The following is a 14,042-nucleotide window of genomic DNA, read 5'->3' on the forward strand; positions in this document are numbered from 1 at the left end:
CCTCAACGTTCGCAGCTGACGGCTGGGGTTCTGAGCGGCAAAGTCATCTTGCAGCAAGGGTAGTAGCCACCCTTGTCCTTGTCGGACTGCCTGTAGAAGCAAAGTCCAACATCGACTCTGTCGCCCGGAGAATGGCCGGTGATGTCGACCGTGTAAGGCTTGCCGGGCGCGTGCGACTGAGGTGAGGTCACCCCGACGCCTGGTGTCCTGGACTTTGTCTCACTGGAAGGCTGGACCTTGATCGAATCGCCGCCAAAGCCGGCATGGTCATGGAGATAGAGGTCGGCCTGGAGGCCGCGAGGCGTGCAGTAGAACTGAACATCCTCGACATCGATGCACGGAGGCAGATCGCCGGGCGGTGGGAAGCCCGGCGGATAGAACGGCGGCAGATAACCGCCTGGGATCTCTTCATAATAGCCGGCACGGCCGTCGCAGGGGTGCCAGACCTCGACGTCGCCGACATGGCCTTCCACTTCTGGGTCTTCGAAATAGCCGTCGAAGTCGACGAACCACGAGCCGAAAGGCGGCACGTTGGCCGGCTTGACCAACGGCGTCGGCGTGATCTGCACGCCGTGCACGGCAAGCGGCCCGCCGGCGGCGAGCTGGTCGGCAAGTGTCGGGTTGTCGCGCAGCTTGTCGCCGGTGTTGACCAGCGTGTCGGTGCACACGCCGGTGTCGAGATTGCCGTCGGCGTCATAGCCATATTGCAGGTCGAGCCCACCGGCCGACTGCCGGTTGCCTTGCGGGAAGCCGACTGCATATTCCTGCGGCTCTTCCACCCAGACCGATTCCGTCGCCGGATCGTCCGGGTTTTCGCGCCAGTAGCGGATGACCTCGCCCTTGCCGGAATCGGCGAACTGGCTGTAATCGTAGCGATTCTCGACCGGGCCGCGCTGCGCCAGATACATGAAGCCCTGGTTGTCGAAGGCGATGTCGGTGACGGCGTAGCCCTTGTCGGCCTTGACCGTCAGCTCCCAGCGCGGATCACCGGCAAAGCTGCCATCGCGGGCAATGCCAACCGACCAGATCTCGGCCTTTTCGCCAACCGAATAATAGAGCCGGCCGCCATGATAGGCGACGGACCAGACGCGGCGTTCGTCCTGCGTGTAGCCCCATGTGTCGGGGTCTTCCGAGTCGAAGGCAGCACCCTGTATGTCCATCACCGCACCGTCATCAGCGACGGGAGCCAGCCCATGCGCCGGCCGCCCGGCAACGCCGTGATCGAATGTGTCGATCAGCGTGCCGTTGGCATCGAGGCGGTGGATGAGGCCGGTGTCGAGATCGCTGGCGAAGAACTCGCGGTGATTGCTGTCGAAGCTGATGTCGCCCATGCCGGAACCGCTGTTGGTGTCAATGTCGGCGAATTTGGAGACCGCGCCGGTGATGCCGTCGATCTTCCAGATCGTGCCCGGACCGCCACCGCTTTCGGTGCCGAACTGGCCGTCCATGAAGACGGCGCCTGCGGTTCCGCGGCGCTGTCGCTCGGGCCGACCGTCGGCATCTTCGTCCGGGGTGACGATACGGATGCCGTGCAGGGAGGTAGCGCCGGCATAGAGGTTGGGGACGCCCGAGGGAACGCCGTCGCGCACACCGTCATCATAGGTGATGGCGAACACCTGGCCGATCTGTTCGGCCGTCACCTCGAAGGGCGGCGGTGTGTAGACGAGCTGGCCGGAAGCCGGTCCGCCGAGCGCCGAAACGTCGAAGACGCGCAAGGTGGCGCGCGTCGTGTCGATGAAGGTTTCGTCGACCGGGTCGACGCCGGGCGGCAGCCCCCCCCTTTCGGAATCGGCAGAGTCGAAATTGGGAATGACGGTGCCGGAAAATCCGGTGACCGCCATCGAGCCCGGATAGATGATCTGGGTTTCCTGCGCTTGGGCGGCTGTGTCCAACCAGAGCGTGGCGCTCAGCGCCAGGGCAAGCAAACCGCCGGCCAGATGGAGCGAACGGCGCAAACCGCCGCTTGGAGACGACATGGACGCGCCGCGATCGCAGGACATAAAACTCCCCCCGAAGTTTTCGGGAGGAACATCCGGTCCGGCCGCGCGAAACAGGGCAAGGCGCGGCGTTCCGGCACGTTCGTCCCTGATCGAATTGTCTGCTTTCCTCATCTTCACGATACGCCTGCTCCTGCGCAGGGTCAACGGAATCAGCCGAAAGCCCAGCGCATCGACTCCATCCCGAAGGCGGTGGTCGCGCTGAGCTTGCGTTGGTCCCGGAGACCGTGGAGCCTCTGGGGTCCTGGTCATGGGGGCATCCTTTCCGGCCCGCACCATGCGGCGCCTGGTCGTCAGTCGCAGGCTGAAGCGGAAAGGTTCATGCAAAACGGCGGCCGGGTCTGTCCGCCATTTCACAGAGGCGCGGCTAATTCCTTGTGTCAACTCAAGGTGGAAAACAGTCTTGGCGCGCGAAAGACCGGCCGGCTTACTTACCGTCAGTGCCGGCTTCTGCTAGCATCTTCCCAACCCTGGGGGGATCATGACACGCAGGCACTTCGTTCTCTTGCTGGCGGCGCTTTTTCCATGTGCGTTGCAGGTCCATCAATCCGTAGCCAAGACCTTGGTCTACTGCACCGAGGTTAGCCCCGATACGTTCGATCCCGCACTCGCCTCCGGATCCCGCGACGCCTCGGCCACCGCTCTCTACAACCGCATGGTCGAGTTCGAGCCCGGCACCACCAAGGTGCGCCCCGGCCTTGCCGAAAGCTGGGAGATTTCCGACGATGGCCTCACCTACACATTCCACCTGCGGCAGGGCGTGAAATTCCACAGCGTCGAGGGCTTTACGCCTAGTCGCGACTTCAATGCCGATGACGTGCTGTTCACCTTCGACCGGCAGGCCAACGCGCAGAACCCGTTCAACAATTACGCCAAACGCCAGTACATTTACTTCGACGGCATCGGCATGCCGGATCTTGTCGCCGGTTGGCGCAAGCTTGACGACCATACTGTGGTGATGACGCTGAAGGCGCCGCATTCGCCGATGCTTGCCGACCTGGCGATGGATTTCGCTTCGGTCGTTTCCAAGGAATATGCCGACAAGCTCGTCGCAGAGAAGCGGCTTCTCGACCTGGCGCTGAAGCCGGTCGGGACGGGTCCGTTCCAGCTTGTCGACTACCAGCAGGATGCAGTCATCCGCTACAAGGCCAATCCGGACTACTGGCGCGGCAAGCCGAAGATCGACGATCTCGTCTTCGCCATTGCCACCGATGCCAGCATTCGCATGGAAAAGCTGCGCGCCGGCGAATGCGATCTCATGCCCTATCCAAATCCGGCCGACCTGGACGCGATCAAGGCGACACCCGGTATCAAGGTCATGCGGCAGGAGGGCCTCAACACAGGATACCTCGCCTTCAACACCTTGCAGAAGCCCTTCGACGATCCAAGGGTGAGGAAGGCGATCGCCATTGCCATCGACACGCAGGCGCTGGTCGACGTCGTGTTCCGCGGCACCGGCGAAGTCGCACGCAATCCGCTGCCGCCAACCTCCTGGGCCTATGACAAGACGAGCCCCGATCATGTCTTCGACCCCGCTGCCGCCAGGCAGGGGCTCGCCGATGCCGGCGTAAAAGACCTGCACATGAAGATCTGGGCGATGCCGGTGCAGCGTCCGTATAACCCGAATGCGCAGCGTATGGCCGAAATGATCCAGTCCGACCTGGCAAAGATCGGTGTCACCGTGGAAGTCGTGACGTATGAGTGGACTGAATACCTTGCCCGCTCGAAGTCACGCGACCGCGACGGCGCCATGCTGTTCGGCTTCACCGGCGACAATGGCGACCCCGATAACTTCCTGTCGGTGCCGCTTGGCTGTGCCGGCGTCGGCACCACCAATCGTGCCAACTGGTGTTTTCCGGCCTTCGACGATCTGCTCAAGCAGGCAGCCGGGATCGTCGATCCCGCTGCCCGCGCAAAACTCTATTCGCAGGCGCAAACGATCTTCAGGGAGCAGATGCCGTGGGTCGCTATCGCCCACTCCGTGGTCTCGATCCCGATGCGCGAACAGGTGACGGGCTATGTCATGGACCCCTTTGATCACCACGATTTCTCGGGCGTCGATATCAAGGAATAGCGTTCGGTGTCTGCCGCCGATCTCGATGTCTATGTAGAGAGCCTGCGCAATTTCCGACTGGTGCGGAGCTATTGCATCGCGCAGTTACTGCCTTACCTGGAACAGGCTGGATTGAAAGTGCGCCTGCTCGACCGGCCGGCCGGCCGAGATCGGGCGCCGGTGGCCTTTCTGCATGTCGACCTGACAGTCGTGCTGCCAACGTACCGCGATCTCGGCCACCTCTACGACCGCACCATCAATGGCCGCGCGCTGTCCATCCACCGGCACCTTTATTCGACACTGAAGCTGGAGGCAGGCGACAGCCACGAGGGGCCGGTTGTCGTCAAGACGGTCCTCAACTCCAGGGGCCGACCAGAGCAGCGCTGGTGGCAGCATCGCAACGGCCTGACCAGGAGCGCGCATGTTATCCGCAAGCTCTTCGAACCCGGCTACAAGGACCGCCTGTGCCCGCCCTATAAGGTCTACCAGACGATCGGCGAGGTTCCGCGGGATGTATGGCGCAACAATCGCCTGATGGTGGAAAAGTTCGCTTTCGATACGCTCGACCTGCCCATCGTCAAGCACCGCTACATGTTCCTGCTCGGTGCCGAGGTCAACATGCGGCAGGTCTACGACGATGTGTTGTGCGCCGGCTCAAAAATCCTGAGCAATGAGGTGGGCGGCGCCGTGCCACCGGAAGTGCTGGCGGTGCGGCAGCGGCTCAACCTGGACTTCGGTGCCATCGACTATTTCATTGTCGATGGCAAAGGCGTTGTCGTGGATGCCAACAAGACCGTCGGCTCAAACCCTGAATGGCTGAAGAAAAACCGCTTTCGTCGGGAATTCAACGATCGCATGGCTGAGGAACTGATCGCCTTTGTCCGCGGTTGAGCCGGATCACCAGATCCAGTCGCCCTTGCCCAGCACCGACACCGCTTCGACGATACGGTTGAAGCTGGCGCGGGCCCGGCCGACCGTGTGCCTGGCCCGGAGATAGCCGTGCACCAGTCCCGGCTCCTCGAACCAGGCGGCATGGCCGCCGGCAGCGAGGACGCGATCGCGATAGGCCTCGCCGTCCGACGACAGCGGGTCGCATTGCGCGGTGATCAGCACTGTCGGTGGCAGGCCGATGAAATCTGCGTCGGCCAGTGGATACAAAGTGATGTCGCCGGTCCCATCGAGGCCGCCGGTGCGGACATCCCTGTAGAAGTCGAGATCGCGCACCGTCAGCATCGGCGCTTCCGCATGCGTCAAATAGGAGCCTTGCGAACGGTCGCCGCCGAGGCCGGGATAGATCAGCACCTGGCCGATCGACTTTTTGGCATGGCTGCGCGTCGCGTGGGCGAGAGCCGCGCAGAGATTGCCGCCGGCGCTGTCGCCGCAGAGCAAAATAGGGCAGTCGTAGTTTGAGGCCGTCCATTCGAAGGCATGCAGCGCATCGTCGAAGGCGGCCGGGTGCAGATGCTCCGGCGCCAGCCGGTAGTCGATGGAGACCACTTCGAAGCCGGTCCGGGCGCACAGCTCGGCGCAGACATCGTCATGGCTGTCCAGCCCACCGAGGATGAAGCCGCCGCCATGGATGTAAAGCACCATCGCGGCATGGCCCGGTGTCGTGCTGCGATAAATGCGGATCGGGATGTCGTGGGCGGCAATGATTGTCGTTTCCGCCGTCACGCCATCGGGATAGCCGGCAAAAAACTCGCGGCACATCCTGTCATAGATCGCACGCTGCTGGGCGATGGTGTAGTCGATCGTGTCGGGAGGATAGTAGGAGTTGGTCTTCTCGATGAAGGCCCAGGTCTCGGCGTCGATGAGGGTTTTGTAGTCGGTCATGCAGCTCCTTTACCTCCCCCTTGATGGGGGAGGTCGCCGCGAAGCGGCGGGNGGGGGGGGGGGGGGGGGTGGTGGCGCATCACCCCACCCCGGACCTTCGGTCCGACCCTCCCCATCGAGGGGAGGGTAAAGAGGCTACTTCCCCTTCCACACCGGGTCGCGCTTTTCCGCAAAAGCCCGGAACCCTTCCATATTGTCCTCCGAGCCATAAAGCGCATCGACCGTCGCCAATTGCCGGCGCGTCACGCGGTTCATCGCGTCCTGGAAGGTCAGCGCCTCCGCCACCCGCGCCGTCTCCTTGATCGCGGCGAACACCAGCGGCGGGCCGCTGGCGAGCAGCCTTGCGATCTCCCAGACGCGCTCCTCGAGCTTGTCCTTGGGCAGCACTTCGTTGACCAGGCCCCAGCGATGCGCTTCCGCCACATCCATCCAGCGGCCGGTGAGCAGAAGGTCCATGGCGACATGGTAGGGAATGCGCTTGGGCAGCTTGATCGTCGCGGCATCAGCCAGCGTGCCGGCGCGGATTTCGGGCAGGGCGAAGGAGGAATGGTCGGAGGCGAAAATGAGGTCGCAGGACAGCGCCAGCTCGAAGCCGCCGCCCACCGCCATGCCGTTGACGCAGGCAATGATCGGCTTGTTCATGTCGCGCAGCTCCTGCAGGCCGGCAAAACCGCCGACGCCATAGTCGCCGTCGACCGCGTCGCCACCGGCGGCTGCCTTCAAATCCCAGCCGGCGCAGAAGAACTTGTCGCCGGCGGTCTTGACGATGGCGACGCGCAATCCGGGATCGTCGCGGAACGCCTTGAAGGTCTCGCCCATCAGCCGCGAGGTCTTGAGGTCGATGGCGTTGGCCTTGGGCCGGTCGAGCGTGACCTCGAGGATGGTGCCCTCGCGGCGGGTGGAAATGACGTCAGACATTCTTCTTCTCTCCCAGCACCAGCAGCGCGTCGGCGATCCAGGCGCCCTTGCCCTCGGCGCAGACGATCAGCGGATTGATGTCGAGTTCCTCGATCTCTCCGGCATTCGTCTGCACGAAGCCGGCAATGCCCGCGATGGCGTCGATGGCAGCGCCGACATCGGCCTTGGGCCGGCCACGATAGCCGTCGAGCAGCGGAAACAGTTTGAGGCCACGCAGGGCGGCCTCGATGTCGTCGCGCGTCGCCGGCAGCATCAGCGTGACGCTGTCGCGCAACAGCTCGACCAGCACGCCTCCGGTGCCCAGCGTCATGACCGCGCCGAACATCGGATCGCGGGTGAAGCCGACGATCAACTCGGCAACGCCGTCGCGCACCATGCGCTCGAGATAGAGGCCGGTGCCGAGCGGCAGCAGATCATGCGCCGCCGTGCTCACGGATTCGGCGTCCTTGAGGTTCAGCCTGACCGCGCCGACTTCCGATTTGTGGGTGACTCCGAGCGCCTTCAGCGCCACCGGGAAGCCGAGCGCCATCGATGAGATGACGGCCTCGACAGCATTGGCGGCACGTTCTGCCTTCGGCACAGGCAAGCCGGCCTTGATCAACCGCGCCTTGGCTTCGGCCTCGTCAGGGGTGACATGGTCACCTCCGGCCGCACCTGCAGCCGACGTGTCGATAGACTGCGCCTGCGGCTCGGCCCAGGCCCAGCCGATGAAGGCTGCCGCACCTGCGGCATCCATGGCCTCGGAGATGCCGAACAACGGCACCATGCCGCGCGCCATCAGTTCGGCGGTGTATTCCTCCGGCAGGTTCTCCGGCAGCGAGGAGACGATCGCACCATGCGCCTTGTTGGTCTTCAGCGCCGATTCGAAGGCGCGCAGCGTCGCCCACCAGTCGGTGACCGAGCAGCGGTCGGGGCGCGGGAAATCGAGCACCAGCATGTTGAGGTCGAAGCCACCCGACACCATGGCGGTGAAGGTTGCGGTCATCGCCGGCTCGTTGTTCCAGATGAAGGTGTGATAGTCCAACGGGTTGGCGACCGCGACCAGCGGCCCGAGCGTCGATTTGACATGGGCGCGGTGCTTGCTGGTGAGCTCCGGGAAATTGACCCAGCGGCCTTCGGCGCTGTCGGCCATGACAGAGGCTTCGCCGCCGGAGCAGCTCATCGACGACAGACGATAGCCGGGCAGCGGCCCGGTGACATGCAGCAGCTTCAGCGCCTCGATGAAGGCGGGGATGGAATCGACGCGGGCAATGCCGAGCCGCCGCAGGAATGCGCCCGAGGCAGCGTCCGAGCCAGCCAGCGATGCCGTGTGCGAGACCGTCGCCTGCCGCGCCTGTTCGGAGCGACCGACCTTCATGGCGATGATCGGCTTCTTCAGTTCGCGCGCCCGCGCCGCCAGCTTCTCGAAGCCGGCTACCGAATCGAAGGCTTCGATGTGCAGGCCGAGCGAGGTGACGCGCTCGTCCTCGATCAGGCCGAGCGCCATTTCGGAGAGGCCGGTCTGCGCCTGGTTGCCGGCGGTCATCAGGAAGGCGATCGGCAGGCCGCGCTTCTGCATCGTCATGTTGATGGCGATGTTGGAGGACTGGGTGATGATGGCGACGCCCTTGGCGCCTTCGGGCAGCCTGATGCCGCCATGCTGGTCGGGCCATAGCAGCGCGCCATCGGCATAGTTGATCAGGCCGTAGCAGTTCGGCCCGATGATCGGCATCTGGCCCGCGGCAGCCACCAGTTCGGCCTGCAGCCGCTCGCCGTCATCGTCATAGGCCTCGGTCTCAAGAAAGCCCGCGGCAAAACAGACGGCGCCGCCGGCGCCGCGCTCAGCCAGCGCCTTGATTACCTCGATGGTGAGATGCCGGTTGACGCCGACAAAGGCAGCGTCCGGCGCGTCGGGAAGGTCGGCGACCGAGCGATAGGCCTTGCGGCCGGCGACCTCGTCCTTGTTCGGATGCACCGGCCAGATTTCGCCGGCAAAGCCCATCTTGATCGATTGCGCGACGACGGCAGCGGCCTGCGCCCCGCCGAACACGGCGATGGATTTTGGACGCAGGAGACGTTCAAGCTTATGCATGGTTTATGCCCCGAACGGGCGCAGCAGCGCCCGCGAAATGATGTGGCGCTGGATTTCCGACGTGCCTTCCCAGATGCGCTCGACGCGGGCGTCGCGCCAGATGCGCTCCAGCGGCAGGTCATCCATCAGCCCCATGCCGCCATGGATCTGGATTGCTTCGTCGGCAACAAAGGCGAGCATTTCGGTAGCCTTCAGCTTCGCCATGGCCATGTCCTGGTCGGTGACGGTGCCCTGATCGTACTTCCAGCCGGCTTCGAACACCATCAGGTCCGCCGCCTTCAATTCCGTCGCCATGTCGGCGAGCTTGAACGACACGCCCTGGAACTTGCCGATCTGCTGGCCGAACTGCTGGCGTTGCGCCGAGTATTCGATGGCGTGGCCGAGTGCCCGCTCGGCGCGGCCGAGACAGGTGGCGCCGACCTGCAGGCGCGTGGCGCCGAGCCAGGAATTGGCGACGTCGAAGCCCTTGTGGACCTCACCCAGCACCTGGCTTGCCGGCAGGCGGCAATCGTCGAATTCGAGGATGGCGTTGGTGTAGCCGCGGTGCGAGACGTTACGGTAGCCGTCGCGCACGGTGAACCCCTTGGTGCCCTTGTCGACGAAGAAGGCGGTGATCTTCTTGCGCTTGCCGCGCGGCGTTTCTTCCTCGCCCGAAGCCATGAAACAAATCGCGAAATCGGCAAGATCGGCATGGGAGATGAAATGCTTGGTACCGTTAAGGACCCAGTCGTCGCCGTCCTGCACCGCGGTCGCCTTCATGCCTCGCAGGTCGGAGCCGGCGCCGGGCTCGGTCATCGCCAGGCAGTCCCACTTCTCGCCGCGGATGCACGGGAACAGGTACTTTTCGCGCTGCTCGGGCGTGCCGGCGAGCAGGATGTTGGAGGGGCGCGCGACGCAGGTCCAGTGCAGCGCGTAGTTGGCGCGGCCGAGTTCCTTCTCGTAGAGCAGCCAGGTCACCGTATCGAGGCCGGCGCCACCGACATCGGCCGGCATGTTGGCCGCATAGAGCCCCGCTTCGATTGCCTTGACCTTGATCTCCTCGATCAACTCGCGGCGCAGCACGCCGGTGCGCTCGACCTCGCGTTCATGCGGGTAAAGCTCATTCTCGACGAACGCGCGCGTCGTCTCGACGATGAGCTTCTGTTCCTCCGAAAGACCGAAATCCATGGTCCTCAGCCCTTCTTCTTTTTCTTCGGCTTTTCCGCCTTCTTCACCGGCTTCGATGCCTTGGCCTTTTCTGCGGCCCTGGATGCGGCCGGCTTCTTCGCCGCCAGCTTGGCCAACTGCCTGGTATAGTCCTTGTGCAAGGCGCCGGCGCCCCAGCCCTTGCCTTTGTTCTGTTTCGACAGAGCATCCATGATCGCGACCAGATTGTCGTCGCGGATCTTTTCCAGCTCACGGATCGACAGGCCATGCGCCTGGTCGTCCGACTGGGTGGCGATCAGATCGACCAGCTCGTCGTTGAACTCCGGCACGTCCATCAGCTTGGTCCACGGCCATTTCAGGCACGGCCCGAACTGCGCCATAAAGTGGCGCATGCCTGCCTCGCCGCCGGCGACGCGGTAGACCTGGAACATGCCCATCTGCGCCCAGCGCAGGCCGAAGCCATAGCGCATGATGTCGTCGAGTTCCTCGACCGTGCAGATGCCGTCCTTGATCAGCCACAGCGCCTCGCGCCAGGCCGCCTCCAGCAGGCGGTCGCCGACAAAGGCCTCGATCTCCTTGCGGATCACCACCGGCTTCATGCCGATCGAGGCATAGATTTCCTTGGCAACCTCGATCGCTTCGGGGAACGTCTGCTCGCCGCCGACGATCTCGACCAGCGGCAGCAGGTAGACCGGGTTGAAGGGATGTCCGACAACCAGACGCTCCGGATGCTTCTTCATCGCCACCTGCATGTCGGTCGGCTTGATGCCCGAGGTGGACGAGCCGACAATGGCGTTGGCCGGCGCGTAGAGATCGATCTCGGCCAGTACGCGGTGTTTGAGGTCGAGCCGCTCCGGCACGCTCTCCTGGATGAAATCGGCATCGGCCACCGCCTCGGCGATGGTCTTGGCAAAGGTCAGTCTGCCTTCCCTGGGCAGGCCGCCGGGAACCATCTGCCTGTAGGCGCGGCGCGCGCCCTTCATCACTTCCGAGACCTTGCGCGACGCTTCCAGGTCCGGATCGAAGATCGACACATCGATGCCGTTGAGCAGCAACCGCGCCACCCAACCGGCGCCGATGACACCGCCGCCAATGGCGGCTGCCTTGTTGATGATGCTCATGGTCAGGCTCCGGTTTTTGTCTTGGCGGTTTGAGGGTCGATGAGAGGCACGCGCTCGCCAACGCGGATCACGGAGGGGTCGTAGGCCTTGCGGGCGAAGACTTCGAGCACGAAGGGCCGGAAGAATTCGATCGGCAGCGTGTCGTAGTCCGGGTCGAAGCTCGACTGGTCCCAGCGTTCGCAAAACTGGTCGCAATCGTCGAAATAGGCATGGCCGGCGAAGCGGTCGCGAGCATGGCGGTTGCCGCCGAGATGATGCGCGTAATAGAGCCGCTGGAAGTCGCCGTGCTTTTCCACCACCCAGGTGCATTGCTCGCGCACGAAAGGCTTCAGGATCGAAGCGGCGTATTCGTCGTGATTGTACGGTGCGTAGATGTCGCCGATGTCGTGCAGCAGCGCGCAGGCGATCCAGTCGGTGTCGGCGCCGTCGCGCCACGCACGTGTCGCCGCCTGCAGCGAATGGCCGAGCCGGGTGATCTTGTAGCCAGACAGGCCCTCGTCGAGCTGCACCAATGCGTCGAGCAGCCGCTCGCCGGTCCTGGCGGCATAGTCGATCTCATGGGCGGTCAGGAACTCATAGTCTTGCCTGTCGCCATCCTTCATCGCAGTGAATTTGACGGTAGCCATGATCCGCTCCCGTTTTAAGCAGCCGCTGCGATCGGCGCCCGCTTGGTGAGGTTGAGCTTCCTGCGCACTTCTTCCGGCCCAAGGATCCTGGCGCCGAGATTGGTGACGATGTTGGCGGCGCGCTCGACGAGTTGCGCATTGGTGGCGAGCACGCCCTTGTCGAGCCAGAGATTGTCTTCGAGACCGACGCGGACATTGCCGCCGGCGAGCACTGCAGCGGCTGCATAGGCCATCTGGTTGCGGCCGATGGCGAAGGCCGACCAGTTCCAGTTCGACGGCACGTTGTTGACCATGGCCATGAAGGTGTTGAGGTCGTCCGGCGCCCCCCACGGCACACCCATGCAGAGCTGCACCAGCGCGTCGGGATTCAAGACCTTTTCTTCGACCAGCTGCTTGGCGAACCAGAGGTGGCCGGTATCAAAAGCTTCGATCTCCGGCTTGACGCCGAGCGCCGTCATCATGCCGCCCATTGCGCGCAGCATGCCGGGCGTGTTGGTCATGACATAATCGGCCTCGGCGAAGTTCATGGTGCCGCAATCCAGCGTGCAGATTTCCGGCAGGCACTGGCGCACATGTTCCATGCGGTTGGTGGCGCCGCCCATGTCGGTGCCTTTTTCATTGAGCGGCAGCGGCGCTTCCGGTGAGCCGAACACCATGTCGCCGCCCATCCCGGCGGTCAGGTTCAGGATCACATCGACTTCTGCCGCGCGGATGCGGTCCGTCACTTCGCGGTAGAGATGGACATCGCGGCGCGGCTTGCCGGTCTCGGGGTCGCGGACATGGCAGTGGACGATGGCGGCACCGGCCTTGGCCGCGTCGATGGCAGAATCGGCGATCTGCTTGGGCGAGCGTGGCACATGCGGGGAGCGGTCCTGCGAGCCGCCGGACCCGGTCACGGCACAGGTAATGAAAACCTCACGGTTCATCGCGAGCGGCATGGACATCTCCTCCCATAGAAACAGACCCAACAATGCCCGACTTGCCGGAAACTGTTTTGCGATTTACGAAGCTCTCATGATCAAAAGCGAAAAACCGACCATCTTTCGCGCCGAGCGATCGCCGCTCAAGGTGATGCTGCTGGTGTTTTCAGGCTCGTCCATCATGTGCGTGGCGTCGGCCGTCGACCCGCTGCGCGCCGCCAATCGCATTTCCGGCGAGACGCTGTTCGATTTCAAACTGGTCTCGGTCACCGGCGAGGCGCCGGTCACCACATGCGGCCTGCCGGTGGCGGTCAGGGGCCGCTTCGATGCGGCCGAGCCGACCGACGTGCTTGTCGTCGTCGCCGGCTTCGGCACCCAGAATTACGCGACATCGGCTCTGCTTTCCGGATTACGGCGAGCGGCCCGCGCGGCTCGCGCCTGCGGCGGCATCGAGGCCGGCACATGGCTGGTGGCGCGCGCCGGCCTCCTCGAAGGCCGCAGCGCCACCACCCATTGGGAAGACATGGAGGATTTTTCCTCCGCCTTTCCCGGCGTCGACGTGCGTCCGGACCGCTACGTCATCGACGGACCGGTGTTCACCTCGGGCGGGGCGTCGCCGACCTTCGACCTGATGCTGCATCTGATCCGCACCCGGCTTGGCATGGCCGTCGCGCTCGATGTCGCCAGCGTCTTCATCTACGACCAGGCGCGTGCCGCGACCGACGCGCAGCCGCTGGTCTCGCTCGGCCGGCTCGACGGCTACGACCCGCGTCTGGCGCAGGCTATCCGGCTGATGGAATCGCATGTCGACCAGCCGCTGACCATCGACGCGGTGGCAAAACGCGCCGGGGTGACGGCGCGGACATTGGAGAGCATTTTTCGCAAGTCGATCGGCGAGACGCCGGGCGCATATTATCTCAGGCTGCGGCTGGGCGCGGCGCGGCGGCTGGTGGTCGACACGCGGATCGCCATGGCGGATATTGCCGGGCGGACGGGGTTCTCGTCCGCCGCGGCATTTTCCAGAGCGTTTTCAAGAGCGTTCGGCGAAGCCCCGGTCAGGCTGCGCCGAGGTTGATGCATGTCGCCCAAAAGTGTGTCGCGGTTTTAGGATTACGACATGCACAGACAAAGGGAGATCAGGCTGCGTTCTGTCGATCGCTGCCGGCGTCCATCTGCGAGCGCATCTGCCTCGCCAGACGGACTTCAAATCGGCTGCTGACAGCACGATCCCATTCGTTTTTCACGCTGTCGGTCGGCCGCGGCAGCGCCATCAGCCGGTCGATGATCGATCCGGTCTCGCCGGATGAGAGCAGGGCGTCGATTTCGCGTTCATGCTGCATATCGGTTCGCCTCCTTC

At 64.0% G+C, this 14,042-nt stretch carries 12 protein-coding genes; 3 read left to right on the forward strand and 9 right to left on the reverse strand.

Annotation, left to right across the window (positions count from 1 at the left end):
• Positions 1–2 precede the first annotated feature (2 nt).
• Positions 3–2,276 carry a hypothetical protein gene (locus tag X727_RS149285; protein ID WP_031204300.1) on the reverse strand — a complete coding sequence of 758 codons (2,274 nt, stop codon included), beginning with the start codon at positions 2,274–2,276 and terminating at the stop codon, positions 3–5.
• Positions 2,277–2,478: 202 nt separating this feature from the next.
• Here X727_RS149285 and X727_RS149280 point away from each other — a divergent pair, with 202 nt between their 5' ends.
• Both X727_RS149280 and X727_RS149275 read left to right on the forward strand, forming a co-directional pair.
• The gene (locus X727_RS149280) at positions 2,479–4,071 is read left to right on the forward strand and encodes an ABC transporter substrate-binding protein (protein ID WP_023834400.1); all 1,593 of its coding nucleotides are present in this window, start codon (positions 2,479–2,481) and stop codon (positions 4,069–4,071) included.
• A 6-nt stretch (positions 4,072–4,077) separates the two neighbouring features.
• Positions 4,078–4,941 (forward strand): hypothetical protein, encoded by an 864-nt coding sequence (locus tag X727_RS149275; protein ID WP_023834401.1) that lies wholly within the window; start codon positions 4,078–4,080, stop codon positions 4,939–4,941.
• A gap of 6 nt (positions 4,942–4,947) precedes the next feature.
• On the opposite strand, the gene X727_RS149270 is transcribed toward X727_RS149275, so the two are convergent.
• From X727_RS149270 to X727_RS149240, 7 genes are all read right to left on the reverse strand, one after another.
• The gene (locus tag X727_RS149270) at positions 4,948–5,883 is read right to left on the reverse strand and encodes an alpha/beta hydrolase (RefSeq protein WP_023742553.1); all 936 of its coding nucleotides are present in this window, start codon (positions 5,881–5,883) and stop codon (positions 4,948–4,950) included.
• Between the two features lie 135 nt (positions 5,884–6,018).
• Positions 6,019–6,801: a carnitinyl-CoA dehydratase gene (locus X727_RS149265; protein ID WP_023711294.1), complete on the reverse strand. Its 783-nt coding sequence runs from the start codon at positions 6,799–6,801 to the stop codon at positions 6,019–6,021.
• Positions 6,794–8,872 (reverse strand): acetate--CoA ligase family protein, encoded by a 2,079-nt coding sequence (locus X727_RS149260; protein WP_023834402.1) that lies wholly within the window; start codon positions 8,870–8,872, stop codon positions 6,794–6,796. Before X727_RS149260 ends, X727_RS149265 begins: the two co-directional genes overlap by 8 nt.
• A gap of 3 nt (positions 8,873–8,875) precedes the next feature.
• Positions 8,876–10,039, reverse strand: a complete 1,164-nt coding sequence (locus tag X727_RS149255) for an acyl-CoA dehydrogenase (protein ID WP_023684275.1) — start codon at positions 10,037–10,039, stop codon at positions 8,876–8,878.
• A 5-nt stretch (positions 10,040–10,044) separates the two neighbouring features.
• Complete coding sequence (locus tag X727_RS149250) at positions 10,045–11,139, reverse strand: 3-hydroxyacyl-CoA dehydrogenase NAD-binding domain-containing protein (protein WP_023834403.1); 1,095 nt, start codon at positions 11,137–11,139, stop codon at positions 10,045–10,047.
• 2 nt (positions 11,140–11,141) lie between these two features.
• Positions 11,142–11,765 (reverse strand): HD domain-containing protein, encoded by a 624-nt coding sequence (locus X727_RS149245; RefSeq protein WP_023702512.1) that lies wholly within the window; start codon positions 11,763–11,765, stop codon positions 11,142–11,144.
• 14 nt (positions 11,766–11,779) lie between these two features.
• Positions 11,780–12,703 carry a 3-keto-5-aminohexanoate cleavage protein gene (locus X727_RS149240; RefSeq protein WP_023834404.1) on the reverse strand — a complete coding sequence of 308 codons (924 nt, stop codon included), beginning with the start codon at positions 12,701–12,703 and terminating at the stop codon, positions 11,780–11,782.
• A gap of 76 nt (positions 12,704–12,779) precedes the next feature.
• On the opposite strand from X727_RS149240, the gene X727_RS149235 reads away from it, so the two are divergent.
• A complete protein-coding gene (locus X727_RS149235) occupies positions 12,780–13,760 on the forward strand; it encodes a GlxA family transcriptional regulator (RefSeq protein WP_023834405.1) in 981 nt (326 codons plus the stop codon).
• 61 nt (positions 13,761–13,821) lie between these two features.
• Here X727_RS149235 and X727_RS149230 read toward each other — a convergent pair whose 3' ends face one another.
• On the reverse strand, positions 13,822–14,025 hold the full coding sequence (locus tag X727_RS149230; RefSeq protein WP_023668865.1) for a hypothetical protein: 204 nt from the start codon (positions 14,023–14,025) through the stop codon (positions 13,822–13,824).
• Positions 14,026–14,042 lie beyond the last annotated feature (17 nt).

Origin of the sequence: Mesorhizobium sp. L103C105A0, from assembly GCF_000502215.1 — a bacterium.
Classification (GTDB): Bacteria; Pseudomonadota; Alphaproteobacteria; order Rhizobiales; family Rhizobiaceae; genus Mesorhizobium.